The sequence below is a fragment of the Nostocoides sp. genome (assembly GCF_037045025.1).
GTDB lineage: Bacteria > Actinomycetota > Actinomycetes > Actinomycetales > Dermatophilaceae > Nostocoides_A.
The window spans coordinates 307,447-331,436 of record NZ_JBAOHM010000003.1; the positions used below are offsets into that span (position 1 = coordinate 307,447).

A 23,990-nucleotide genomic window follows, 5' to 3' on the forward strand; every position below is an offset into this window, starting at 1 on the left:
ACGATAATCCCGTCCTCGGTTCGGAATCCTCGACTTGGCCTGGCAGGGTGGAGACATGCGGTCCTATTGCGCGATCTACGTCGATGTCGGCTATCTGCTGGCCTCGGCGGCCACCCGCGTGACCGGGACGTCGCTGCGACGTGGCGTCACCGTCGACCATCGCGCGCTCATCGAGGGGCTGATCCAGCAGGCCGAGACCGACAGCGGGCTGCCGTTGCTGCGGGTCAACTGGTATGACTCCGGCGCGCGGCCGAGCGGCATGCCCGATCTGCATCAGGAGGAGATCGGGCTGCTGCCGCGGGTCAAGCTGCGGCTCGGCCGGATCTCGCACAGCGGCGAGCAGAAGGGCGTCGACCTGCGCATCGGGCTCGACCTGGCCACGCACGGCCGCAACCGGGTTGTTGACGTCATCTATCTCGTCTCCGGCGACGACGACCTGACCGAAGCGGTCGAGGAAGCCCAAGGGCATGGCGTGCAGGTCGTCATCCTCGCCGTCCCCGATCACGCCGATCGCCCGTATGCCGTGGCACGCCACTTGCAGCGCGAGGCCGACGGTCTCATCCTCATCGACCCGGACACGATCACCCAGACCGTGCGCTCGGTGGCCATCCCGGCCGGGCTGATCCCCGAGTCCGCCGCCGAGTCCGCCGCGGCCGCCGGCACCGAGCCGGGCGCCGAGGTAGCCGCTGCCGTGAGCGGCCAGACGAGTGCGGCGACCTCCAGCGGGCCGCGCGCCGGCGAGACGGGCATAGCCGGGGAGCCTGCGGCGCAGCGAGCCGACGATGGCGCGGCCGCCGCGGAGGTGGCGGCGTCCGGCCGCAACGGCGAGAAGCCCGAGCTGCTCACCCCGGCCATCGCACGCGAGCATCACGGCGGCAGGCGGAGGCCGCCGACCCCCTCCATGCTCGCCGCCAAGAAGCCCACCGGTCTGGTCCCGCCGAAGCCGCCGCCACCCAGCAGCACGCTCACCTGGTCGACATCGACCGGGCAGCCGGCGACGATCGGAGCCGAGGGCGGCATCACCGAGGAGCTTGTCGACGTCGTCGTCCGGCAGGTCGTCACCTCGTGGTGCGCGAGCGCCACCCCGGACGCGCTGGTCGATCTCAAACGGGGCCGGCCGTTCATTCCCGGCGACCTCGACCGCACGCTGCTGCTCGACCTGTCCAGCCGCAGCGGCGTCAACGACATTGACGACCCGACCCGGCACGCCCTGCGTGACCGTTTCTGGGAACTCGTCGACCGCGTCCGGCTGACCTGATCCGGGCTTCGGGCCCGGGCGTGCCCGCGGTCCGATAAATTCCGCGTATGCCGCCTCGACGTCGCCGCTTCCGGCGGCTTGCCCTCGGGCTGATCGCCCTGCTTGTCGTGGTGGTGATCGCGGGGTATTGGTATGAGCGCCCGTTGCTGCTCACCGGCACCGGGTATGCCGCGCATAACGCCTGCGCGCTGCACCACCTCGCCGGGCGCGCGGACGCCGAGAGCGACCTGCCGCCGAACCCGCTTGTGCCCTCTCTGCGGGCCAAGGACATCGACGCCGGCGCGGCCGTCCAGGCCAGCCTGCTCGGCCTGCTGGCCCGACAACGCGCCTGGCACACCGAGGGGCTCGGGTGCACGCTCGCCGGTGATCGGCCGGAACTCGAACCGGGCGGGCCGCTCGCCGCGACCGGCAACCCATTCACCGGTGCCGCGGCGCCTGCCGCCGACCCCACGCTCGCCGCCGCGCTCGGGCATGCCTTCGGCGACGACCTGGTCACCGCCGAGCAGGCCCGGCTCGGCACCCGCGCGGTAGTCGTCGTTCGCGACGGCAAGATCGTTGCCGAGCGCTACGCCGCGGGCTTCACCGCCACCACCCGGCAGCTGGGCTGGTCGATGGCCAAGAGCGCGGCCAACCTGCTGCTCGGCACGCTCGTGCTGCAGGGAGCGGTCGAGGTCGATGACGCCAACCTGCTGCCGCTGTGGCGCGACGAGCGCTCGGCCATCACGATCGAGCAGCTCGCCCGGATGACCAGCGGGCTGACCTGGGACGAGACCTATGCCCTCGGCACCCCGGTCACCCGCATGCTCTACCGGGAGCCCGACATGGGCGGATATGCCGCCAGCCTCGACCTCGCGCACGCGCCGGGCACCTATCAGCAGTACTCCAGCGGGTCGACCAACATCCTCTGCAAGGTGTTGCACGAACGCACCCGGGTCGGACCCGACCTGCCCCGCCGCCAGTTGTTCGAGCCGCTCGGGCTGTCCTCGGCGGTGTGGGAACCGGACGCGTCCGGGGCGACTGTCTGCAGCTCCTATCTGTGGGCCACGCCGCGCGACTGGGCGGCGATCGGCCAGTTCGCCCTTCAGGGCGGCGAGTGGCGCGGGAAGCGGCTGCTGCCGCAGGATTGGATGACGTGGTCGACGACGCATACCGACGTGCGCTCCGAGGAGGCGAACTATGCCGCCGGCTGGTGGGTCAACCGGCTTGCCGACGGAACACTTCTCGAGCAGGGCCTGCCCGAGGACACCTACTGGGCGCAGGGCCACGACGGACAGCGGCTCTATGTGGTGCCGTCGGAGCGGCTCGTCGTGGTCCGCCTCGGGTTCACCCCGGAGCTGGAGAGCGACCAACTGCGCACCGTGCAGCTGGTCGAGGATGTCATCGCCGCGGGCTGACGGCGCTCATTGCGGCGCGTCCGGGGCCGAGCCTGCAAGCATCGGGCCGAGCCTGCAAGCATGGGGCCATGCGCGCGGAGGAACTGCTCGAACAGGTGCCGATCGTGCACCGGTCCACCACCGGCGCCGAGGCGGCCAAGACCGTCGCGGAGTTCCGCCTCAGCGGACTGGTCGTCGGCGATGCCAACGACGAACCGATCGCCGTCCTGGCCGGCAGCCAGCTGCTGTCGGTCGTGCTGCCGCAATATGTGCGGGACGACCCGAAGCTGGCGCACGCCATCGACGAGGCGGCGGCGGACGAATTGTGCGCCAAACTCAACACGGTCACCCTGGGCGAACTCATCGACGCTAAGCAGCTCAAGCTCAAAAAGCTGCCCACCGTGCTCCCCGAGGACACGCTGCTCGAAATTGCCACGGTCATGGACTCCGGGCACTACCCGATTATCGTCGTGCGCGAGCGCGACGGGACCTACCGAGGCGTGCTGACGATGAGCCGGGTTCTCGCGGCCATTGCGAGCGCCGCCGGTCAGGAGAGCTATCTGGTCCGGCTGCGTCTCGAGCGCGACATCATCGAGCGGGGACAGCCCGGCTTCTTCGGCGGCCAGGCCGGCGACGTGCCGGCCGGTGGTGTGTCGGCCGGGGACGTGCCCGCCGGGGATGGCGAGCCCGACGGCGGCACCCCCGGGGCGCGATGACGCTCACCGCGTGGCTGGCGATCGGAGTGTTCGCCGCGGCATACCTGCTGATCGCCAGCGAGAAGCTGAACCGGGCCGCGGTCGCGCTCGGCGGGGCGGCCGTGATGGTCGCCATCGGCGCCACCCGCGGGCACGACATGTTCTTCTCCGAGGAGACCGGGATCGACTGGAATGTCATCTTCCTGCTCTTCGGGATGATGATCCTCGTCGGCATCCTGCGCCAGACCGGGGTCTTCGAATTCCTGGCGATCTGGTCGGCGCAGCGCGCGCGGGCGCGGCCGTTCCGGATGATGGTCATGCTCGTGCTGATCACGGCGCTCGCCTCGGCCCTGCTCGACAACGTGACGACCGTGCTGCTCATCGCCCCGGTCACCCTGCTGTTGTGCGACCGGCTCGGGTTGGCGCCGGTGCCCTTCCTGCTCGCGGAGGCGATGGCGAGCAATATCGGCGGCACCGCGACGCTGATCGGCGACCCCCCGAACATCATCATCGCCAGCCGCGCCGGGCTGTCGTTCAACGACTTCCTCATCCATCTGACCCCGATCGTCGTGGTGCTGCTGGTGATCTTCGTCGGCCTGTGCTGGCTGCTGTGGGGACGGCACTTCCGCGACGACCCCGACAAGGCCCGGCAGGTCATGGCGCTGACGCCGCGCGAGACGATCACCGACACCCGGTTGCTGCGGCGGATGGGCGTGATCCTGGCCGTCGTCCTCGCCGGCTTCGTGACCCACTCGCTAACGCACATCGAGCCATCGGTCATCGCGCTGCTCGGCGCCGGGGTCGCGATCGCGATCTCCCGCCAGGAGGCGTCGGACTATCTCGCCGACGTCGAATGGGAGACGTTGCTGTTCTTTGCCGGGCTGTTCATCATGGTCGGCACGCTCGTCCACCAGGGGGTCATCGGCGAACTCGCCGGATTCGTGACGGAGCAGATCGGGGACAACTATGCCGCGGCCGCCCAAGGCATCCTGGTCGGCTCGGCGGTCTTATCGGGAGTGGTCGACAACATCCCGTATGTCGCGACGATGTCGCCGCTCGTCCACGACCTCGTCGGCCCGGCGCAGGGGCTGGCGCCGGAGCAGGCCTCGCTGTGGTGGGCGCTCGCGTTGGGCGCCGACCTCGGTGGCAACGCCACCGCCATCGGTGCCTCGGCGAATGTCGTGATCACCGGGATCGCCAAACGCAATGGGCATCCGATCTCGTTCTGGATGTTCACCAAGTACGGCCTGATCGTTGCCGCGGTCACGATCGCCGCCTGCGTGCCCTATGTCGCGCTGCGCTACTTCGGCGGGTAGCGTCCCGGTGACGTCGGTGAGGCGGGCGTGACGCAGCTGTGGTGGACGCCGAGGGCGAGGGGACTGCCGCGGGGCGCCCTGCGGGCGGGCGAATGCCGGATTGCGGTTGACTCGCTCCCGGTCCGTGGTGACCGGATGGGCGCGGCTTGCGCGGCCGGTGAGCCGGAGGTGCTGGACGCGGCCGAGCGGCGGCGGGAGGCGGCATACCGCCGGGTCGAGGATCGTGACCGATTCCGGCTGCGGGCGAGTCTGTTGCGCCGCGTGGTCGGCGACATCCTGGGAATCGCCCCCCGCGACGTGCCGGTCGACCGGTCGTGTCCCGGATGTGGCGCCCAACACGGGCGCGCGCAAATCCCTGGACACCCGCTGCACGTGTCGATCTCGAAGTCGGCCGATCTGGCCGTCGTCGCGGTGACGGCACTCGGGCCCGTCGGCATTGACATCGAGCGGTATGCCGCCACGGTCACCGACGTGGCCGAACACCTGCTTGCGCCCGGGGAGACGGCTGGCACTCCGGCCGAGCTGCTCGCGTTGTGGTGCCGCAAGGAGGCGCTCGTCAAGGCCACGGGTGACGGGCTGACCGTGCCGCTGACCGAGATCGTCGCCGAGCGGGGGCAGCCGGTGCGCTACCCGGGCGGGCCGCTGAGCGTCCAGCTGCACGATGTCGACCTCGCGCCCGGCTACGCCAGCGCGCTAGCGGTGCTGACCGACCAGCCGGTGCTGATCACGCGGTGCTGATGACGCCGTGCTGCTGCCCGCCGTGCCGGTGCCCGCGGTGCTGCTGCCCGCGGTGCTGCTGACGCGGGCGGCCGGCTCAGCCACCACTCCAGCGGCCGGCCAGGGTCACACGACGGGGGAGTGGCGATCGAGCCAGGTGATCCGGCGATACCCGTAGCCGTCGCAGGCCGCGCGCAGGTCGGGAAAGAGGATCGACTCGTTGCGCACGATCAGCCCGTCGGTCGTCTCGTAGCCGGAAGCGATGACCGTCAGCGGCGCCCGCGGGTGGTTGGCCAAGGTGGTGGCCAACTCGGCCTGGCTGCGGGTGTCGGCGCGCAGGAAGAGCACGGTGTCGGTGGGCTCTCGGCCGGAGAGGCCCTCGGCATACACCAGGAAGCGGCGCGGCGAACTCAGCCGGACCGCGAGCGTCAGGTCGACCTGAGCGGCGCGGAAGCCGGTCGCCCGGCGCTGGGTGAACACGCGCCGGCCGGCGCGGTGGGTGAACTGCATCGCGCCGGTCGTGGATTCCTCGACGACCCCGAGCGTGACCGGGGAGCGTCTCGGCAGCGCCAGGCGCAGTCCCAGCTCCCACGGCCCGGGGGACTGGCGCCGGAAAAGCACGACCGGGTCGGCTTCGGCGTCGAGGTAGGCCCGGCCCTCGGTCGGTGCGGCCTTGGCCCTGGTCTTCCCGGCGGCATCGAGGGCACGAATGGAGGCGGTGGCCGGCGGCCGGACGGTCAGGTCCAGCTCGCCGGGCGTCAGGCTGGCGAAGCGTTCCTTTAAGAACCGGTCCTGGATCTGCAGGTCGCGCTCGTTGTGCTCGGCCTCGGCCTGCTCGACGTTAAGCGCCACCGAATGCAGCAGCCGCAGTTGCGCGATCAGCAGTTGCTCGGCCGACTCGCGCCCGGCGCGCCGCGAGGAGACCTCGAAGGCGCTGAGGCAATCCGGCAGGTAGCGCTCCAGGACATCCCAGAGCGTCGGGTTCGGCTCGACCCCGACCGGGGGAGCGGTGTCGGCGATGGCGCGGGCAAGCAGGGCCGCCTCGATCGGGATGTTCCCGGTCGCCGCGTTGACCCGGGTGACGGCGTCCCGGCCGGCCCGCCGCTGCGGGGTGGCTGAGCGGCTGGGCGAAGCGGCATACGAACGGAACTCGGCGGTGCTCCAGCCGGCGAAGCTGAGCGGGGCGCGGGCGAGCCCGGGCGCCAGCCGGCCGGCCACCACGCGCGCCGCGTCGGTGGCGGCCGAGAGGTGCCGGATCGGGCGGCTGGGCAGGGTGGGCCGGGTGGGCAGACGGGGCACGACCGCCAGGTTAACTCTCGTGGGCTGCGGCATAGGCGGCGAGCACCTCCGGTCGCAGCCGGCCGCGGTCGGCGACCGTCAGGCCCTGGGTCAGTGCCCAGGCCCGGATGTGCTTGGTGCTTGGCGTGGTCTGGCTGCTTCGCGTGGTCTGGCTGCTTCGCGTGGTCTGGCTACTTCGCGTGGTCTGGCTGCTCGGCGGGCGCGGCGCGATCGCGCCCGCGACCGGTAACTCCGCGATGCGCAGCAGCGCGATCGCGTCGTCGGCCAGCTCCCGGCTGGCCGCGGCGAGGAAGCGGTAGGTCCACTCCTGGGCCAGCTTGCGGTTCTCGGCAAAGATGATCGGCACCCGCGGATAGCGCGCCTGGCACTCGCCGATCGCGTCGGCCAGGACCGCCGGCTGCGAATAGGCCGAGCCGAACACACGCGAATACCGCTCCTCGACGACGACGGCGGCCCGCGGGAGTTGGTCGAGCTCGGTCAGCGCGAAGCGCAGGCTCCCGTTGAGCAGCGAGGCGGTCAGGTCGGCCAGGCTCTTCCGCTCGACCGCGGCGACGAGCCGGCCGTCCAGCTCGACGCCGTAGTCGCCTGCGGCGAGCGGCTGGCTGCGGGTGGTCACCTGCTGGGTCGCGAACTTCCAGGCGTACCGCTCGTGGCTGTCGATGAGGATCTCCAGCGGTTCGCTCTGGTGGGGTCCGCCGGCGCGCGCGGTCGGCACGCGCACCCGGGGGCGAGCCTGCTTGGTGGTCCGGGCGCTTTGCCAAAAGATCGCCTCGCGGCCGCGGGCATAGGTCAGCACGAACTGGGAGCGGCTCTCCCTGCGCCGGTCCAGGACGAGTTCGATCGCGGCGCCGCGGCGGGTGCACGAGCGGGTGGGGATGCGCTCGATGATGTCCGGCTCGTCCGGCCAGCCGCTGGTGCGGTGGCAATAGATCTTGGTGGTTCGCGGCCAGGTCCCCTTGGCCTTCAAGACGATGCCGGACGCGCCGAGCGGGATGCGCACGAGGAAGGGCAGGGCGCTGTCCGCCTCGGGGTTGCGGGCGATGAGGAAGTCGTCGGGCATGCGGTGGCGCACCTCTCACGGCGAAGCCCTGGGCAGCGGGGCGGGCGGCGGCTCAGACTGAGCCTATGCCTCTTCGCGCCGACCCGGTGTTCAGCATCAATCCGGCGGTGCCCCCGGCCGGCACCGGTTGCGGTGACTGCCTGGCCGCCGGTGGGTGGTGGGTGCACCTGCGGCGATGCGCCAAATGCGGGCACATCGGCTGCTGCGACACCAGCCCGTCGCAGCATGCCTCGGCGCATTACCGCCAGACCGGGCACCGGATCGTGCAGAGCTTCGAGCCCGGCGAATGGTGGCTGTGGGACTACCAGGACCTGAAGTTCCTTCCGGAGTTCCGGCTAGCCGAGCCCAGCAGCCGGCCGGAGGATCAGCCGGTCCCGGGCCCGGCGGGAAAGGTCCCCTCGAACTGGCGCGAGCTGATCCACACCTGAGCCGGGCGCTATGGGTCACGCCTTCCGCGTGGCGATCAGTCGCCGACGGTCCGCTTGCCGCGGCCGACGATCAGCGGGTCGGGCTCGCCGACGACATCGACGTCCTTGCCCTCATAGTCGTGCAGGCTCAAGAACAGCCGCATCGCGTTGATCCGCGCCCGCTTTTTGTCGTTGGACTTGATCGTGTGCCAGCGGGAGTGCTTGGTGTCGGTGAGCTTGAACATCGCTTCCTTGGCCTCGGTGTAGGCCTCCCAGCGGTCCAGGCTTTCCAGGTCCATCGGCGAGAGCTTCCAGCGGCGCACCGGGTCGATCTGGCGGATCGCGAACCGGGTCCGTTGCTCCTGCTGGGTCACCGAGAACCACAGCTTGGTGACCGTCGTCCCGGATTCGATGAGCATCTCCTCGAAGCGGGGGGCCTGCCGGACGAAGGTTTCGTACTGCTCGTCGGTGCAAAATCCCATGACGCGCTCCACACCGGAGCGGTTGTACCAGGACCGGTCGAAGAGCACGATCTCGCCGGTGGTCGGGAGGTGGGCGATGTAGCGCTGGAAGTACCACTGGCCGGACTCGGTCGTCGTCGGCTTGGTCAACGCGACGACGCGTGCCGATCGCGGGTTGAGGTGCTCCATGAACCGCTTGATCGTCCCGCCCTTGCCGGCGGCGTCGCGTCCTTCGAAGACGATGACGTGTTTTTCGCCATCGTCCTGTGCCCAGTACTGAAATTTCAGCAGTTCGATCTGCAGCAGGTACTTCTCGACCTCGTAGTCGTTGCGAGACATCAGCTCGTCATACGGATAGTTCTCCCGCCACGTCTCCACGGCCAGCCCGTCGGGAGTAATCAACATCGGATCGTCACCGTGGTCGTCGCGCACGGTGTAGCCCTCGGTCTTGAGGCTGTCGATATACTCCCGCAGGTTCATTTGGCTCACGGGCACAGGCTAGTGCTTCCCGCTCCATCGCCGTCGATGGCCTCGCACCGGCACGGGCATTCGGGCACGCAGACGGTCTCGAAGCACTCGTCCAGGCAGGTGCACTCGGGCATCTCCCACACCGGCCCCGGGGCGCGCCGCGGTGGCGGCCCATCGCGGCGCCGCTGAGCCCGCAACGCGGCAAGGCTGTCCTCGGTTAGGTGATCTTCCGGGCTCACCCCGCCTGTGGTTCGCCGCCGGTCGCGCTCTTCACGCAGCGCATACCATGCTTGGGCGGGCGGCCGGTCGTAGCGCGGAAAGACCCGGCGCAGCGCGGGCACATCCTCCGGCGGATCCAAGTCCAGATGCGCGGGGAAGCGCCTGAAGGCATTGTCGCGCAGCGTATTCTTCGGGAAAGGCGCCACCGCCGAGCCGTCCGGCGAGACGACCTGCAGCGTGAGATCGGCCAGGCGCAACGCGCTCACGAGCACGTCGATCGGCACCGGGCGCAGTCCCGATTCCCACTTCGCGATTGTTGCGGCAGAGACGCCGAGCTCGGCGGCCAAGTCACGCTGGCTCAGGTCCGCCCGGCGCCGCACCCTCAACAGCAATCCCACCACGTCAAACCCGCCATTCATCAGACCCCCCCTGGTCCTGTGTCTTTGATCGCCGGAACGACCAGGAACGATCCCCCGATCGTTCTGCCGGCAAGCATGTCAGTCGCCACGGACAACCTCGCCGGTCGCGGTCATCGTCCGCGCAAGCTAAGTCACTGCTTCCATATCGGAAGCACAGACTGGTCGCTGCTTCCACATCGCAAGCACAGACTGGTCACTGCTTCCACATCGGAAGCACAGACTGGTCACTGCTTCCGATTTGGAAGCAGTGACTTACGAGTCGTGGCGGGGTGCCACGGCCTTCGGTAGATTGGCGAGTTGACGGGCCGAGCCGAAATGTCGCGGGCCGAGCCGAAGTGTCGCCGAGCCGGAATATCGAGGTGGGTGGGGCATGCAGAGCGAGACGTTCACGACGATGGCGGCCGACGGGACGCCGTTGCACACCTTCCGGTGGGTGCCGCAGCGGCAGGCGAAGGCGATCGTCCAGATCGCGCACGGGATGGCGGAGCATGCAGCCCGCTATGAGCGGTTCGCCGCAGCGCTGACGGCGGCGGGGTATGCCGTATACGCCAACGATCATCGCGGGCACGGGGGCACCCACCCGGTGGGGCGCGGCCATGGCTACTTCGCCGACCGGGACGGTTTCGCGACCGTGGTCGACGACATGCGGGCGGTCACCGAGGTTGCGCGCGCCGAGAACCCGGACCTGCCCGTGTTCCTGTTCGGGCACAGCATGGGCTCCTTCCTCGCCCGGGCGTATGCCGCGCGCTTTGGCAGCGAACTCGCCGGCCTCGTGCTCTCGGGAACCGCGGGCGATCAAGGGGTGCTCGGCAAGGTAGGGCTCGGGCTGGCGCTGGCCGAGGCTCGAGTCCGGGGCCGCCACCACGTCTCGCCGCTGCTCGACAGCATGTCGTTCGGGCAATACGGCAAGGCGTTCAAACCGACGCGCACCAAGTTCGACTGGCTCTCCCGAGACGAGGCCGAGGTCGACAAGTACGTCGCTGACCCGCTGTGCGGCAATGTGTTCACCGCCGGCTTCTTTGTCGACCTGATCCGCGGCCTCAATCACATCCACGACCCCGCGACGACTGCCAAGGTGCCTGCGGACCTGCCGATCCACCTCATGGCCGGCTCAATGGACCCGGTTGGGGCGCAGACCAAGGGCGTCGACCAAGTGGCGGCGCAATACCGCAAGGCTGGGGTGGCCCAGGTGACCACCCGCTACTACCTCGGCGGCCGACACGAACTGCTCAACGAGACCAACCGGGACGAGGTCACCGCGGACCTCATCGGGTGGTTGGACGCGCATCTGCCCGCCTGAGCCGCCCGCTGGAGGACACGGCTTGCCGGACTCGTCGCGCAGCTGACCGGCTCGGTCGCTCGCGCACACCGATCACCCGCCCGCGTCACTCCCGCACATACTGAGCCAGCTCGGCCTGAACGGACAACGAGATCGTGTTGGGGCCGCCGAGGACGACGATCTGCTTCGGCTGCAAGCGCTGGAGTTCGTCGCCCACGGACGACGGGATCTTGGTGGAATCGACCAACAGGATCGGCCCGCCGGTCGCGCCGGCGACCGGGGCACCGGACAGCGCGTCCGTGTAGAGCCGACCGGAGGCGATATAGGCGACATTGACCGGCGGATCATAGGACGCCTGGGTGATGGCCGTCGACGTCGTGAACCGGTCGTCGCCCGACCACCTGGTCACCGGCTTCCCGAGCAGCGCGCCCACCTCGGCCTGCACGCCGCTGCTGATCGTGCTCGTGCCGCCGAGGATGACGACGCTGTCCGGATTCAGCCGCTGCAACTCCGCCGAGATCACCGACGGCACCGAGGTGGTGTCGACGAGCAGGACCGGTCCGCGGGTTTTGCCGGCAACCGGAGCGCCCGACAGCGCGTCGGTGAACACGCGCCCACTGGCGAGGTAGGCGACGTTGACGCCGGGGGGATAGGAGCGCGCCGAGATGGCTGCCGACGTGGCGTAGCGATCCGCGCCGGACCACCGCTGCACAGCGCCGGTGGTGAAGCCGTTCAGCGCGCTCTCGACCGCCGAGCTGATCGTCGCCGGACCACCGAGCACGACGATCTGCTTCGGGTCCAAGCGCCGCAACTCGGCGGCGACGACGTCGGGGATTTCGCTGGAGCGGGTCAACAGGATCGGGCCGTCGTTCTTGCCCGCGACCGGGGCGCCGGACAGGGCGTCGGCATAGACCTCACCGGAGGCGATGTAGGCCGTGGCCACGCCGGGGTCGAAGGTGCGCGCCGAGATTTGCGCGGACGTCGCATAGCGGTCCTCACCGGACCAACGCGCCACCTTGGACAAGGCGGGCGAGGTGAACTCGACCGTCGCCGAACTGGAGTTTGCGGAGGTGACCGCGAGCTTGACGTAGCCGTCGGGGAAGGTGTAGCTCTCGCCGGCGTCCAGTCCCGGATGCCGCTCGGTGTCCGCAGACCCTCGGGCCTCGGGGTGGAAATCGACGACATTGCGGGACCCGACGCCGTCGGTCAGGCTCTGCCTGTGCACGGTCACCCCGCCGCCTGGATCGGTCTTGGTGCCGGAGGCAGCGGAATACGTCCGGTCATCGATCCACGCATCCACGCCGGTGGCTGTCCGGTAGTCGACGTGGTAGCGATACCCGTTGAGGTCGAACCAAAAGCCACGCACGCCGCCCGCCGCGCCCAGGCGGGCAATCGTGAAAGTGCGCGCCGAACCGACGGAGGCTTGCGGGTAGTCGGCCGAGGCCAATACGCCGAACTGCGACAAGGTGCTCGCGATCGGCATACCGACCTGCCCATAGGGGCGCCCGCTGGTCGGATCCCAGGGGTTGGTGAAGATTCGCTGCGTGCACGAACTCGACAGCGGGACCGGGGCTCCGCTGCTGGTGCAGTCGAGTGACCCGGTGGTCGTGACGCCGTTGTTGTGCAGCACGGCCCGCTCGACCACCTGCTCCGCCGGAGTGCTGGTGCCGTTCATCATCGACAGCCCGTATCCGCGACTGGTGACGCCGCGGTATTCGACGTCCTTCCAGGAACAGGCCGAGTAGCCGGGCAGGACGATGACGACATGGTCGCTGGCGACCCCGCCGCCCTCGATCAGGGCGCTTGCCTCGCGCCAGATCGCATCCCGGTCGCAACTGGCCGCCTCGGTGGAACTCATCTCGATGTGCGACCACGGCTCGGTCCACGCCAGCACCGTGCGGACCTGACCGTTCGTGGCCGTCCGCAGGTAGTCATCGGCGTCCTTGACCGCGGCCTCCTTCCCCTCGGCGGGGTCTGCCGAAGGAGTGCTTGCCCAGTAGACCGGCAGGAAGTACACCCACTGGTCGGGATCCACGCGCGCCTGCCCGCCAGCGTCACCCTTGCCGGCGTCACCCTTGCCGGCGTCACCCTTGCCGGCGTCACCGTTGCCGGCGTCACCCCTGTCCAGTCGGTATGCCGCCGTCCCGCCGCGCGGGATCCCGGCCGGCCCGAGCGACGCTGCGGGCGGAGCGGCCCGCTCGGCGCTGATCTGGCCGTTCGGTCCGGTGTCAGCGGCGGTCACGGTCGCCTCGGGGAACGCGGCGGCGGCGGATCCGGCGACCAGGCCCGCCGGAAGCACAAGCGCCCCTGCGGCGAACGCGGCGAGGACCTGGCTGCGGATCCGGTGCAGGCGGAAGCGAACTCGAGGACGGGTCGGCATAGCCAGAATCTACCTCGCCCACCCTGACATGGCCCGGTGGCCCTCGATTCCCTGTCAGGGAAGGGCTGCCCCCAGCGGGTGAGCGAGCGGCACCTCACAGGCTACGCCTGCGTAACCTACGGCATCGTAGGTTAGAATTCTCCCCATGACCGCCGCGCCACCCCGTCCGGTGCGAACGCGACTCCCCATGCTGCTCGATGGGGCGTGGAAGGTGGCCGAAGCGCTCGCGACGCCCGTCCTGCCGCAGGACTACCTCGACATGCTCGCGCCGCTGCGCGCCGGAGCCGAATTGCGCGGCCGGATCGTCGCCAAGCATCTCGAGACGGCCGACGCGGCGACGCTCGTCATCCGACCGGGCCGCTCGTGGCGCCCGCACCAGCCGGGCCAATACATCCGCATCGGCATCGACATCGACGGGGTGCGGCACTGGCGGACCTATTCGGTGACCTCCCGCCTGGCGCCTCCCGGTGAACCCACCGACACGATCTCGATCACCGTCAAAGCGATCCCGGACGGCGTGGTCAGCAACCACCTCGTCCACCAGGCCCGGCCGGGCACGCTGGTCATGCTCGACCAGGCGTGCGGCGACTTCGTCCTGCCGCAGCCGGTGCCGGCCAAACTGCTCTTCGTCACCGGGGGCTCCGGGATCACCCCGGTCATGGGAATGCTGCGCAACCTGCCCCCGAGCGCACCGACCGACATCGTCCACCTGCACAGCGCCCCCCGGCAGCAGGACGTCATCTTCGCCCGCGAACTCGCCGAGTTCGCGGCCCGCGGCCGCACCCGGATGCAGGTGCGGCACACCGACACCGAGGGCATGCTCGACCTGGCCGAACTCGACACGATCGTCCCCGACTGGCGCGAGCGCACCGCCTGGGTGTGCGGCCCGACCGGCCTGCTCGATGCCGCCGAACTGCACTGGGCGGCCCACGAGCTGACCGACCGGCTGCACGTCGAACGTTTCCGGCCGACGGTCATCGAGCCCGGCGACGGCGGCGAGATCACCTTCCTCAACAGTGCGGTCACGGTCGACGCCGACGGCTCCACGCCGATCCTCGACGCGGCCGAGGACGCGGGCATTTTGATGCGCAGCGGATGCCGGATGGGGATTTGCTTCGGCTGTGTCGTCACCATGAGGCAGGGCGCGGTGCGAGACTTGCGCACTGGAGAGATAACCACGGCCGAGCCCGGCGACGAGTTGCCGATCCAGACGTGCATCAACGCCGTCGCCGGTAGCTGCGACCTCGAGATCTGACCGAACGTCCCACCAACAACCGACAGGACGTATTGCCCATGACCCTGGCCCCGGAGCGGCTGCACATCTCCCCGACCGCACCGCACGTCACCGAGCCGACTCATGTGGCGGCGCCCCATCACGTCCTGAACACACGGTTATCCCTCGGGGGCGGAGCGGGCCGGACCCACCCGCCAAAGAAATCCGGGCGGCCCAACCCGATGGCGCACCTGGACAACGCGCAGATCGAGCGCATCGGCGTGGAACTCGACGCGCTGCGCGCCGAGGTGATGGATTCGCGCGGCGCGCGCGATGCGGCATACATCCGCCGGGTCATCAAGATCCAGCGGGGGCTGGAGATCGGCAGCCGGGCGCTGCTGCTGTTCAGCGGCGTCAAAGTCAAGGGCATCCGGCCGGCCTTTTGGCTCGGCACCGCCGGTCTGTCGCTCGCCAAGATCCTGGAGAACATGGAGATTGGCCACAACGTCCTGCACGGCCAGTGGGACTGGATGCGCGATCCCAAGATCCACTCGACGACGTGGGACTGGGACATGGCCTCCCCGGCCAAGCAGTGGCAGCACAGCCACAACGAGCTGCACCACACCTACACCAACGTGCTGGAGAAGGACACCGACCTCGGCTACGGGCTGCTGCGCGTCGATGAGGACCAGGAATGGCAACTATTCCACCTCGGGCAGCCGCTCTGGCACGTCATCAACGCGATGTTCTTCGAATATGGCATCGCCGCCTATGACCTGGAGCTGCGCGGCACCCTGCAGAACTGGGACGCCCTAAGCGAGGACGAGCGGGCGAAGTTCAAGCAACTCGCCTGGGACACCGTGCACAAGATCCGCAAGCAGGCGACCAAGGACTACCTCGTCCATCCAGCACTGTCCGGCCCGAGCTTCGGCTGGACGCTGCTGGCTAATTTCATCGCCAACTGCACCCGCAATGTGTGGTCCAACACGGTCATCATCTGCGGTCACTTCCCCGACGGCATCGACACCTTCGAGACCGACTCGATCGAGGGCGAGACCCGCGGTGAGTGGTATCTGCGCCAGATGCTCGGCTCGGGCAATATCTCCGGCCCGATGCTGATGCATGTCATGACCGGCAACCTCAGCCACCAGATCGAACACCACCTCTACCCCGACATGCCCTCCAACCGGTATGCCGAGATCGCCCCCCGGGTGCGCGAGCTGATGGAGCGCAACGATCTGCACTACGTCACCGGCCCGCTGCTCAAGCAGGCCGCCCAGGTCTATCGCAAGGTGGGTGTGCTCGCGCTGCCCAACAAGGAGCCCGGACGCTCGCGCCTGGGCATCGTCGCCGGCGAGATCGCCAAGGTGCTGCGCGGCAAGGGTGGGGCTCGCGCCAAGCGGCACGCGCCGTCGACCGTCTAAACGGACGGGCATGGACGTGAACTGCCGGCCAGGTCACTGTCTGAGGGCACCCTTCGTTACCTCGCGCTGTGCGTGCTCCTCGAAGACCCCGGGTTGGCCGGAACGATCACCATGGAGGAGCCCGAGAACGGGATCCACCCGGCCAACCTTGCGCAGGTGGTCGAACTGGTCCATGAGTTGGCTGTGGACACCAGCCAGGCCCCGGGACCGGGCAACCCGATGCGCCAAGTCATCGTGAACACGCACTCGCCCGGGGTGGTCAAGCTGGTCGGACATGAAGACCTGCTCTACGCGCGACAGGTGCCGACCCTGGATGGTGTTGGCGAAGGCGGCATCCAACTCCTCCCCATACGTGACAGCTGGCGGGCAGAGCTGGGCGGACCGGTCGCGGGAGCGGCAGACCTGATCGACTACTTGACAATGCCGCCCGGGCAGTCGGCGCTCTTCAACATCGTTGCCTGACGACTCGGCGTCGGTGAGGCTGGACATGGTCGAAACCCCCGCTCGCCTCATCCACCCTGTTGGTCACCGACGGTCGCTCGGACGAGGCGCTGGCGGCACCGCTACAACGTCTCTGCGGCGAACTAGGTCGCATCCTCCTGGAGCGGCTGGACATCACTGGAGCAGTCGGATCGCTTCCTTCCTGGCAACGATTGCGGGAAGACGTTGCTCGTGCACTGGGCACAGGCTCGCCGCGCTGATTGCTCGCCCCAGCTACCTTCGACCATCTCCGCCGAACGCTCGCCGCATAGCCTGCACGCCGTCGGCGATCATGGCCGTCAGGTCACCGTCCCCGCCGCTCTCGTGCCAGTCTCGGATCGCCGTGATGAGCCCACCCACGAGGGCGCCGACGACGACGCGTGCCTGAGGGAGGGTGTACTCATGGCGGGGGGAGGCGGCGAGGAGTTGCGCTAGGTCGTCGGCCATCTCGTCCATGAGCAAGTAGCCGGCGGCCCGGATCGCGGGATGGTCGAACCAGAGTTGCACGCGGCGGATCATCCGCTCGTCGCCCAGGTGGGCGGGCATGAGCAGCGCCATTGCCTTCTCGGTGGCCGTCACCGGATCATGCTGCGCGAGCAGCACCGGGACCAGCCGGAGGAACAGGTCATCGTACTCGTCGTGCAGGACCAGGCGTTCCTTGGTCCCGAAGTAACGGTAGATCGTGCTCGGCGAGACCTCGGCGGCGGCGGCGACCTCCTCGATCGTCACGGCGTCGAAGCCGCGCACGTCGAAGAGGTCGACCGCCACGGTCTGCACCCGGCGCATGGTCGTGGCTTTCCTGCGCTCGCGCAAGGTCAACGGCACCTGCGGCACCTCGGGCAGCGCCCCGTCGGGGCCGACCGGGTCGAATCCGAGGCCCTCGGCACGTTGCGCGCGTTCGTGCACCCGTTGGCATCCTTTCGCCGGGAGTCGCCCCCATGGTAGCGACAATCATCTGACAGCGACTGTCAATCTGAGTATAGTTACTGTCATGAGCAAGTCGCTGTCAGCAGGGGAAATCATCGACGGGCGGGAGCTGCGCAAGGACTTCGGGTCGATCACCGCCCTCGACGGCCTCGACATCAGCGTCGCCGGCGGCGAGGTGCACGGTTTCCTCGGGCCCAATGGCGCCGGCAAGACGACGGTCATCCGAGCGATCCTCGGCCAGCTCGCGCTCACCGGTGGCGAGTTGCGGGTCTTTGGGATGGATCCTCGCCACGACGCGGTCGCGATCCACCGGCGGCTCGCCTATGTCCCCGGCGACACCGCGCTGTGGCCCAACCTCAGCGGCGGGGAGTGCATCGACCTGCTCGGGCACTTCCAGGGCGGGCTCAATTCGGCTCGGCGGGCCGGGCTGATCGACCGGTTCGAGCTCGACCCCTCCCGGCGCGCGCGGACCTATTCCAAGGGCAACCGGCAAAAGGTCGCCCTGGTCGCCGCCCTCGCCGCCGACGTCGACCTCTATCTGCTCGACGAACCCACCTCGGGCCTCGACCCGCTCATGGAAGCACGCTTCCAGGCAACGATCGCCGAGATCCGGGCGGCCGGGCGCACCGTGCTGCTCAGCAGTCACATCCTCGATGAGGTCGAGGCCCTGTGCGACCGGGTGACGATCATCCGGTCGGGGCGCACGGTGTCGACGGGGACTCTTGACGACTTGCGGGCCCACACGGTCACCACGGTGACCGCGACGACCGCGGCCGAGCTTCCTGGCCTGGCGCAGCTTCCCGGCGTCGCCGGCCTGCGGGTGGAGGCGGTCCCCGGCGGAGTCCGCACCGAGCTGACGGCGACGCCGCAGGCGCTGCCCGGAGCCGTGGCCGAGATCGTCGCCGCGCGACCGAGTTCGCTGACCGTCCGGCCGCCCTCCCTCGACGAACTCTTCCTCGAGCAGTACCAGGAGGCGTGATGCCATCGATCCAGAGGCACCGCTCCGGCATTCCCCGCGCCGGCTTGAACGCGGGCCGACTGCGCACCGCGGGCCGGCACAGCGCCCGGCACGCCCGACCGGCGCCCGGCGGCGCGGCATACGGAACAACGACGTTGCTGCGCCTGCACGCGCGGACCGGGTGGCGGCCGCTGCTCGGCTGGCCGCTCGGACTTGCCGGGCTCGTGGTGGCGACCGGCCGCAGCATCGTTGCCCTCTATCCGGGGGAGAGCGACCGGCTCGCCTACGCTGCCTCGGTCTCGGTCTCGCCGGGAGCGGTCGCCTTCAACGGGAAGTGGACCGATCTGGAGACGGTCGGGGGAATCACGACCAACGAGGTCGGCTTCCTCGGCCTGTTGCTGTTCCCGGTCGCCGGCGTGCTGCTCGCGATCGGCCGCACCCGTCGGGAGGAGGACTCCGGCCGGATCGAGATCCTCACCGCCCGCCCGGTGGGCCGGCTCGCTCCCCTGGCCGCGGGCGCGCTCGCCGTCGCGGCCTCGATCGGGCTCTTTGGCGTGCTAAGTGCATGTGGTCTCGCCGCGGTCGGCCTCCCGCCCGGCGGCGCGATCCGGTATGCCGCTCTGCTCGCGTCATACGCGCTCGCCTGGGCCGGAATCGGCCTGCTGTGCGCCGAGGTCAGCCGGGATGCCCGGACCGCGAGCGGCCTCGGTCTCGCCCTCGTGCTCGCCGTGTTCGTCGCCAAAGCGGTGATCGACGGCGCCGGCTGGCGGCTCGCCTGGGCCACACCGATGGGCTGGCTGCCCGAGGCCGCGCCGTTCGGCTCCGCCCGCTGGTGGCCGTATGCCGCGCTGCTCGCGCTGGCCGCCGCCACCACGGCGCTCGCCGTGCTCACCGCGGCCCGGCGCGACCTGTCCGGGGGGCTGCTTGCGCCGCGTTCGGGCCCCGCGCACGGCTCCGCTCGGCTGGGCACGCCCTTCGGATACGCGTGGCGGCTGACCCGCGGTGCGGCGCTCGGTTGGCTCGCCGGGCTGGTCGTCTGGGGCGCCGCGATCGGTTCCCTCACCGCCGACATGACCGAGATCGTCCGCACCAACCCGCAACTGCTGGAGGTCCTCGGTGTCGAGCGGCCCGAGGATCTGATCACCTCATTGACCGGCACGCTCGCCGCGCTGGGCGCCGCAGCCCTGGCGGTGCAGGGCGTCGGCCGACTGGCGGGTGAGGAGGACAGCGGCCGGCTCGGGCTCGTGCTCGCCGCCGCGGGATCCCGGCGCCGACTGTGGATCGCCTGGGGCCTCGTTCTGGTCGCAGACATCGTCGCTGTGCTCGTGGTCCAGGCGCTGGCCTTTGGGGCCACCGCGTGGTGGGCGACGGGCGCTGCCGGCGACCTGACCGCCAGCCTGGGCGCCGCGCTCGTGCTGGCCGTCGGGGCGCTGTTCGTGCTCGCCCTCGCGCTGGCGATCCGGGCGGTGCTGCCCCAGGCCGCCGGTGTGGTGTGGGCGGTGATCGGCTGGAGTGCCATCGTCGGCTTCCTCGCCGAGACCCTCGACCTGCCCGGCTGGGCCCGCGACTGCTCGCCCTTCCACCTCGTTGGGCAGGTGCCCGTCGACGACCCGCGCTGGCCTGCGGTGGGCGGGCTCGCGGTGGCAACGCTCGTGCTCGCCGTGGCCTCGGTCGCCGGCATCGAGCGTCGGGATCTGCGCCGGGGGTGACTCGTGTCCATCTCGAGGCCCTCGCGGGTTGTTCCTCGGTTCAGTTCTCAGCGGCCTCCTCGTCCCTCTGACGTCAGCGCGACATACTCGGTTATGCCCTCGCTGCCGCTCTTCCCATTGGCCACCATCGCGGTGCCCGGCGGGACGTTGCCGTTGGTGATCTTCGAGGACCGCTATCGTCGCCTGATCGGTGAGTTGCTGCAGCTGCCGGAGCCGGATCGGGTCTTCGGGGTGATCGCGATCCGGCGCGGTCACGAGGTGGGCGCCGGCCGCGTCGAGCAGCTGTATGACGTGGGCACCGCCGTCCGGGTCGAGGCCTTGGCCGGTGGGCCGGGCGGGATCCGCGTGCGTACCGTCGGGGTGCGCCGGTTCCGGCTCGAGGCGCTGACGTCGGATGCCAGCTATCCGACGGGCGACGTGACGTGGGTGCCGGACGAGCCAGGTGATGCAACCGCCGTGGCGGAGCTGAGCCGGGTTGTCCAAGAAGCGTATTCGGCTTATCGCGAGCTTGTGGGGGCGCCGCCGCTCGACGTCGCCGACGTCGCCGAGAGCGCCGAGGCGCGGCAGGACAAGGAGGCAGCGCTCGCGTATGCCGTGCTCGAGCGGCTCCACCTCCCGTTGCCCGAGCGGCAGCGTCTCCTCGCCGCACCGACGACGAGCGAGCGCCTGCAGATGCTGGCGGGGCTCCTCCGGCGCGAGACCGGCCTGGCCGGCCGCCTACGCACCCGCCCGGGCCTGCCGCCATCCGGCGAAGCCTCCCTCAACTGACGGTTTGCCTTGGCCGCCGCGCCAGCGCCGGGGCACCCTAGGGCAGCGCATCGGCGAGGCGTTCGATAGCGGAGCGCAGGCGATCGGGGAGTGGGCGGCATACCCGATGATCAGGGCGGGGTGGCAGACGCTGGCGGGTTCGCACCAGGCGCAGGTGACGCTCGTCGGCGCCGGTCGCGAGCAGGTGGGCGAGGACGAGCTGCGCGAGCGAGGCGCCGGCGATGTCGCTCGCGTGCCGAGCGGCGACCAGGTCGGCACGCAGGCGAGTGGGGGCGATCAGCCAGCCGAGACGCAGCCCGGGCGCCAACGATTTGGACGTGCTGCCGGTGTGCGCGACGTGATCCGAGGCGGAGGATTGCTGCGCCGGAACCGGTGGCTGGTCATAGCGATGCTCGGCGTCCTAGTCGTCCTCGATGATCAGGCCGTCGCGTTCGTGCGCCCACGCCAACAGCTCGCGGCGCCGCGTCGGCGAAAGCACGACACCCATGGGGAACTGGTGCGCCGGTGTGGTCACGACGACCCGCTCACCGCTCGCCGCGAGATCCGCGACGACTAGGCCCTCGCCGTCGACGGTGACCGGCGTCGGCGGGAGCCCCCAATAGGTCAGCTCGTCTCGGATGCCCCGCGATCCGGGTCCTCCAGCGCCACGGAGTGCATCGCGCCGGAGCGCGAAAGGACTTGGCAGAGAAGGGCAAGTGCCTGTGCAACGCCAGCGACGACCAGGACGGCGTCCGCGTCCGCACGCACCCCCGCAACCGCGCGAGGTAGGCCGCGATCTCGGTGCGCAGCCGGGGATGCCCGCGCGGTCGCCATACCCCAGGTCGGTTGCCGTGGCGCCGGCGAGGACCGCGCGCTCGGCGCGCAGCCAGGCTTGACGAGGGAAGGCCGCGAGATCCGGCACGCCAGCCGAGAGGTCGAAGGCGAACGTCCGGGCTCGGGCGCCGCGGCAGGAAGGGCACGAGCAAGCCGGGATTGCCGCCCGCGGCCAGCATGGGGAGCGACGGGTCGGCGCTGGCGGCGGTCAGGGGTGGAGTGGAGATCAACGGACCGGGGGTGACCGAGGATCCGGCGCCGGTCTTGGTGGTGACCAGGCCCTCGTCCGCCAACCGGCGGTAGGCCTCCACGACGACCCCACGGGAGAGGGCGAGGTCGGCGGCAAGCCGCCGGGAGGGCGGGAGTGGGCCGCCGTGGGGCAACTGCCCGTCCACGATGGCCCGGCGCAGGTGCCTGGTGAGCCAGTCGGTGCGTCCGCGGTCGGGCACCTCGGGCGCGCTGGAGGGTCAGGAAATCGGATCCCGACTGCGGCTGTTTCGTCGGCGTCGCATCCGGCACGATTGGACCTCTCCAGGAGGACTAGATCGGCCCTGTGGCCAGGACCAGATGCGACTCAGCATGGCAGGTATGACGTTCTCCTCGCCACCTGGCCAATTGCACCGATCGTTCGCCAAGGGTGCGGTCGCGATGACCGCGGTCGGCGGCAGCGTCGCCGTCTCCGGCGCGCTCGCTGCGGCGCCGCTGGCCGCCGGGCAAGCCGTCCGGTATGCCGCCGCCGCGCTGATCCTGACCGTCCTGGCCCGCCGGGCTCGGCAGCGGCTGGTGCGGCCGCGTGGTCAGGAATGGCTGTGGCTGCTAGGGACCAGCCTGACCGGACTCGTGCTCTTCAATGTCGCGCTGGTGGCTGGTGCTGGGCGCATACCTTGCTCTTGTGGTGACGGCATTGGCATTTGTCCTCTGGTATTCCGCCGTGGCCTGGCGCCGGGTCTTCGCGGCGATGAGGCTCAAGCCCACGCAATATCGTTGTGCTGCAGAGCAATTATTGCGCCGGCTGCGTCTGGACGGCGCTCTGCCATCGATCCATCCGCTCGTCGATCTGGGCAATGCCACCTCGGCAGCTCGTAGCCTGCCGATCGCGGTGCTCGACCTTGACCAGGTCGTCGGCGAGATCGTCGTGCGGCCGGCGAGCGGAATGGAAAGCTATGTGACCTTCGGCGGCGAGGTCGAACATCCACTGGCGGGCTAAATCGTGTTCGCTGACGAGGCCGGCCACGCTCACGCCCGCCGCTGGACCCATCGGCAGAGTGCTCGGTCGACCGTCGGCGCGGCGACGCGGCGCGCGCTGGTGGTCACCGAGGCAGTTCATGCCGGCGCGCGCGGCGAGGTTGAGGCCGTCATCGAGGGGCTCGCCTCAGCGTCGGCGTGTCTGGGGTGGTCCGTGACGGAGGGTGCGGTGCGAGGTTGACAAGTCGGAGGCTCTCAGGCATCTTGTACGTACAACACGTACAAGTGAGACGGAGGGTCGGACAATGGGTCTGGTCAGCGGGTATGAGGTGATCGCCGAGTGCACCTCGAAGGGCATGGTCGCCGGCTCGTTCAACACCACCAATCTTGAGACGACGATGGGCATCGCCCAGGCCATCGAGAACACCGGTGTGCCGACCTTCATTCAAGTGGCCCCGACGAATGCCGTGCTGTCGGGCTTCGAGTACATCTACGACATGGTCGCTCGGCGGGTGGCCTCGATCGACGTCCCCGTCGCCTTGCACCTCGACCACGGGCGGAGCCTCGACGATGTGCGCGCCGCGCTCGGGGCCGGCTTCACCTCGATCATGATGGACGCCTCCGCCTATCCGTTCGAAGAGAACATCGACCTCTCCATCCAGGCCGCGCAGCTGTGCCCGGCGGAGGTTTCGGTCGAGGCCGAACTCGGCGGCATCGGCGGCAAGGAGGACGACCACGGCCCGGAGCGGGAGACGGCGACCGATCCGTCGCAGGTCGCCGACTTCGTCGACAAGACCGGCTGCGACATGCTCGCCGTCTCCGTCGGCAATGTCCACGGCTTCCACCCCGATGCCCGCATCGACACCGACCTGCTCCGGGCGGTGCAGGAGGCGAGCTCGGTGCCGCTGGTCATCCACGGCGGATCGGGACTGCCGCACGAGCAACTCGGCGCCCTCGCCGAATACAACGTCGTCAAGGTCAATGTCGCCACCGACCTGCGGATGGCGATGATCCGCACCTTCGGCGAGGCCTATACCGCCAACCCCAACGAGTACTCCCTCATCCGCGTCTCGCAGTCCGCGGTCACGGCCATCACCGAGGTGGTCGAGGAGCGCATCCGGATCTTCAACCCGAAGTTCTGAGTACGCACGTGCCTGAAGAG

The 23,990-nt window shown here is 69.8% G+C and carries 22 protein-coding genes and 1 pseudogene; 15 read left to right on the forward strand and 8 right to left on the reverse strand.

What is annotated here, in order from left to right; all coding sequences use genetic code 11:
* Positions 1-55 precede the first annotated feature (55 nt).
* The 5 genes from V9G19_RS01715 (at position 56) to V9G19_RS01735 (ending at position 5,380) form a co-directional block, all read left to right on the forward strand.
* On the forward strand, positions 56-1,258 hold the full coding sequence (locus tag V9G19_RS01715; protein WP_462283765.1) for an NYN domain-containing protein: 1,203 nt from the start codon (positions 56-58) through the stop codon (positions 1,256-1,258).
* Positions 1,259-1,305: 47 nt separating this feature from the next.
* Positions 1,306-2,652 (forward strand): serine hydrolase domain-containing protein, encoded by a 1,347-nt coding sequence (locus V9G19_RS01720; protein WP_462283766.1) that lies wholly within the window; start codon positions 1,306-1,308, stop codon positions 2,650-2,652.
* 68 nt (positions 2,653-2,720) lie between these two features.
* Entirely contained in the window at positions 2,721-3,347 is a 627-nt protein-coding gene (locus tag V9G19_RS01725; protein WP_462283767.1) for a CBS domain-containing protein, read from the forward strand.
* Positions 3,344-4,642, forward strand: a complete 1,299-nt coding sequence (locus V9G19_RS01730) for an ArsB/NhaD family transporter (RefSeq protein WP_462283768.1) — start codon at positions 3,344-3,346, stop codon at positions 4,640-4,642. Before V9G19_RS01725 ends, V9G19_RS01730 begins: the two co-directional genes overlap by 4 nt.
* A 135-nt stretch (positions 4,643-4,777) precedes the next feature.
* Complete coding sequence (locus V9G19_RS01735; RefSeq protein ID WP_462283769.1) at positions 4,778-5,380, forward strand: 4'-phosphopantetheinyl transferase family protein; 603 nt, start codon at positions 4,778-4,780, stop codon at positions 5,378-5,380.
* A gap of 105 nt (positions 5,381-5,485) precedes the next feature.
* On the opposite strand, the gene V9G19_RS01740 is transcribed toward V9G19_RS01735, so the two are convergent.
* Both V9G19_RS01740 and V9G19_RS01745 read right to left on the reverse strand, forming a co-directional pair.
* Complete coding sequence (locus V9G19_RS01740) at positions 5,486-6,658, reverse strand: hypothetical protein (RefSeq protein ID WP_462283770.1); 1,173 nt, start codon at positions 6,656-6,658, stop codon at positions 5,486-5,488.
* A gap of 10 nt (positions 6,659-6,668) precedes the next feature.
* Positions 6,669-7,718: an ERCC4 domain-containing protein gene (locus tag V9G19_RS01745; protein WP_462283771.1), complete on the reverse strand. Its 1,050-nt coding sequence runs from the start codon at positions 7,716-7,718 to the stop codon at positions 6,669-6,671.
* Positions 7,719-7,783: 65 nt separating this feature from the next.
* On the opposite strand from V9G19_RS01745, the gene V9G19_RS01750 reads away from it, so the two are divergent.
* Positions 7,784-8,146 carry a UBP-type zinc finger domain-containing protein gene (locus V9G19_RS01750; protein WP_462283772.1) on the forward strand — a complete coding sequence of 121 codons (363 nt, stop codon included), beginning with the start codon at positions 7,784-7,786 and terminating at the stop codon, positions 8,144-8,146.
* 35 nt (positions 8,147-8,181) lie between these two features.
* Here V9G19_RS01750 and ppk2 read toward each other — a convergent pair whose 3' ends face one another.
* Complete coding sequence (gene ppk2 / locus V9G19_RS01755) at positions 8,182-9,066, reverse strand: polyphosphate kinase 2 (RefSeq protein ID WP_462283883.1); 885 nt, start codon at positions 9,064-9,066, stop codon at positions 8,182-8,184.
* A 5-nt stretch (positions 9,067-9,071) separates the two neighbouring features.
* A complete protein-coding gene (locus V9G19_RS01760; RefSeq protein WP_462283773.1) occupies positions 9,072-9,692 on the reverse strand; it encodes a helix-turn-helix domain-containing protein in 621 nt (206 codons plus the stop codon).
* A gap of 370 nt (positions 9,693-10,062) precedes the next feature.
* Between V9G19_RS01760 and V9G19_RS01765 the strand changes: the two genes are divergently transcribed.
* Complete coding sequence (locus V9G19_RS01765) at positions 10,063-10,992, forward strand: alpha/beta hydrolase (RefSeq protein WP_462283774.1); 930 nt, start codon at positions 10,063-10,065, stop codon at positions 10,990-10,992.
* An 85-nt stretch (positions 10,993-11,077) separates the two neighbouring features.
* Here the strand turns inward: V9G19_RS01765 and V9G19_RS01770 are convergent, their stop codons facing one another.
* Positions 11,078-13,351, reverse strand: coding sequence for a cell wall-binding repeat-containing protein (locus tag V9G19_RS01770; protein WP_462283775.1), 2,274 nt, complete (start codon positions 13,349-13,351; stop codon positions 11,078-11,080).
* A gap of 145 nt (positions 13,352-13,496) precedes the next feature.
* Between V9G19_RS01770 and V9G19_RS01775 the strand changes: the two genes are divergently transcribed.
* The 3 genes and pseudogenes from V9G19_RS01775 to V9G19_RS01785 all read left to right on the forward strand — a co-directional run.
* Entirely contained in the window at positions 13,497-14,606 is a 1,110-nt protein-coding gene (locus V9G19_RS01775; RefSeq protein ID WP_462283776.1) for a ferredoxin reductase, read from the forward strand.
* Positions 14,607-14,644: 38 nt separating this feature from the next.
* Complete coding sequence (locus tag V9G19_RS01780) at positions 14,645-15,988, forward strand: fatty acid desaturase family protein (RefSeq protein ID WP_462283777.1); 1,344 nt, start codon at positions 14,645-14,647, stop codon at positions 15,986-15,988.
* Between the two features lie 15 nt (positions 15,989-16,003).
* Positions 16,004-16,450: pseudogene (locus V9G19_RS01785) on the forward strand (AAA family ATPase); the annotation flags it as partial.
* Positions 16,451-16,702: 252 nt separating this feature from the next.
* Here the strand turns inward: V9G19_RS01785 and V9G19_RS01790 are convergent.
* Positions 16,703-17,374, reverse strand: coding sequence for a TetR/AcrR family transcriptional regulator (locus V9G19_RS01790; protein ID WP_462283778.1), 672 nt, complete (start codon positions 17,372-17,374; stop codon positions 16,703-16,705).
* A gap of 85 nt (positions 17,375-17,459) precedes the next feature.
* Here V9G19_RS01790 and V9G19_RS01795 point away from each other — a divergent pair, with 85 nt between their 5' ends.
* The 3 genes from V9G19_RS01795 (at position 17,460) to V9G19_RS01805 (ending at position 20,830) form a co-directional block, all read left to right on the forward strand.
* Entirely contained in the window at positions 17,460-18,374 is a 915-nt protein-coding gene (locus V9G19_RS01795; RefSeq protein WP_462283779.1) for an ABC transporter ATP-binding protein, read from the forward strand.
* The gene (locus V9G19_RS01800; RefSeq protein ID WP_462283780.1) at positions 18,374-20,062 is read left to right on the forward strand and encodes an ABC transporter permease; all 1,689 of its coding nucleotides are present in this window, start codon (positions 18,374-18,376) and stop codon (positions 20,060-20,062) included. The genes V9G19_RS01795 and V9G19_RS01800 overlap by 1 nt, the downstream gene beginning before the upstream one ends.
* A 93-nt stretch (positions 20,063-20,155) precedes the next feature.
* Complete coding sequence (locus tag V9G19_RS01805; protein WP_462283781.1) at positions 20,156-20,830, forward strand: LON peptidase substrate-binding domain-containing protein; 675 nt, start codon at positions 20,156-20,158, stop codon at positions 20,828-20,830.
* A gap of 37 nt (positions 20,831-20,867) precedes the next feature.
* Here V9G19_RS01805 and V9G19_RS01810 read toward each other — a convergent pair whose 3' ends face one another.
* On the reverse strand, positions 20,868-21,137 hold the full coding sequence (locus V9G19_RS01810) for a hypothetical protein (protein ID WP_462283782.1): 270 nt from the start codon (positions 21,135-21,137) through the stop codon (positions 20,868-20,870).
* A gap of 217 nt (positions 21,138-21,354) precedes the next feature.
* Complete coding sequence (locus V9G19_RS01815) at positions 21,355-22,092, reverse strand: GntR family transcriptional regulator (protein WP_462283783.1); 738 nt, start codon at positions 22,090-22,092, stop codon at positions 21,355-21,357.
* Between the two features lie 443 nt (positions 22,093-22,535).
* Between V9G19_RS01815 and V9G19_RS01820 the strand changes: the two genes are divergently transcribed.
* Positions 22,536-22,850 (forward strand): phenylalanine--tRNA ligase beta subunit-related protein, encoded by a 315-nt coding sequence (locus V9G19_RS01820; protein WP_462283784.1) that lies wholly within the window; start codon positions 22,536-22,538, stop codon positions 22,848-22,850.
* 283 nt (positions 22,851-23,133) lie between these two features.
* Positions 23,134-23,970 (forward strand): class II fructose-bisphosphate aldolase, encoded by an 837-nt coding sequence (locus V9G19_RS01825; protein ID WP_462283785.1) that lies wholly within the window; start codon positions 23,134-23,136, stop codon positions 23,968-23,970.
* Positions 23,971-23,990: the final 20 nt, after the last annotated feature.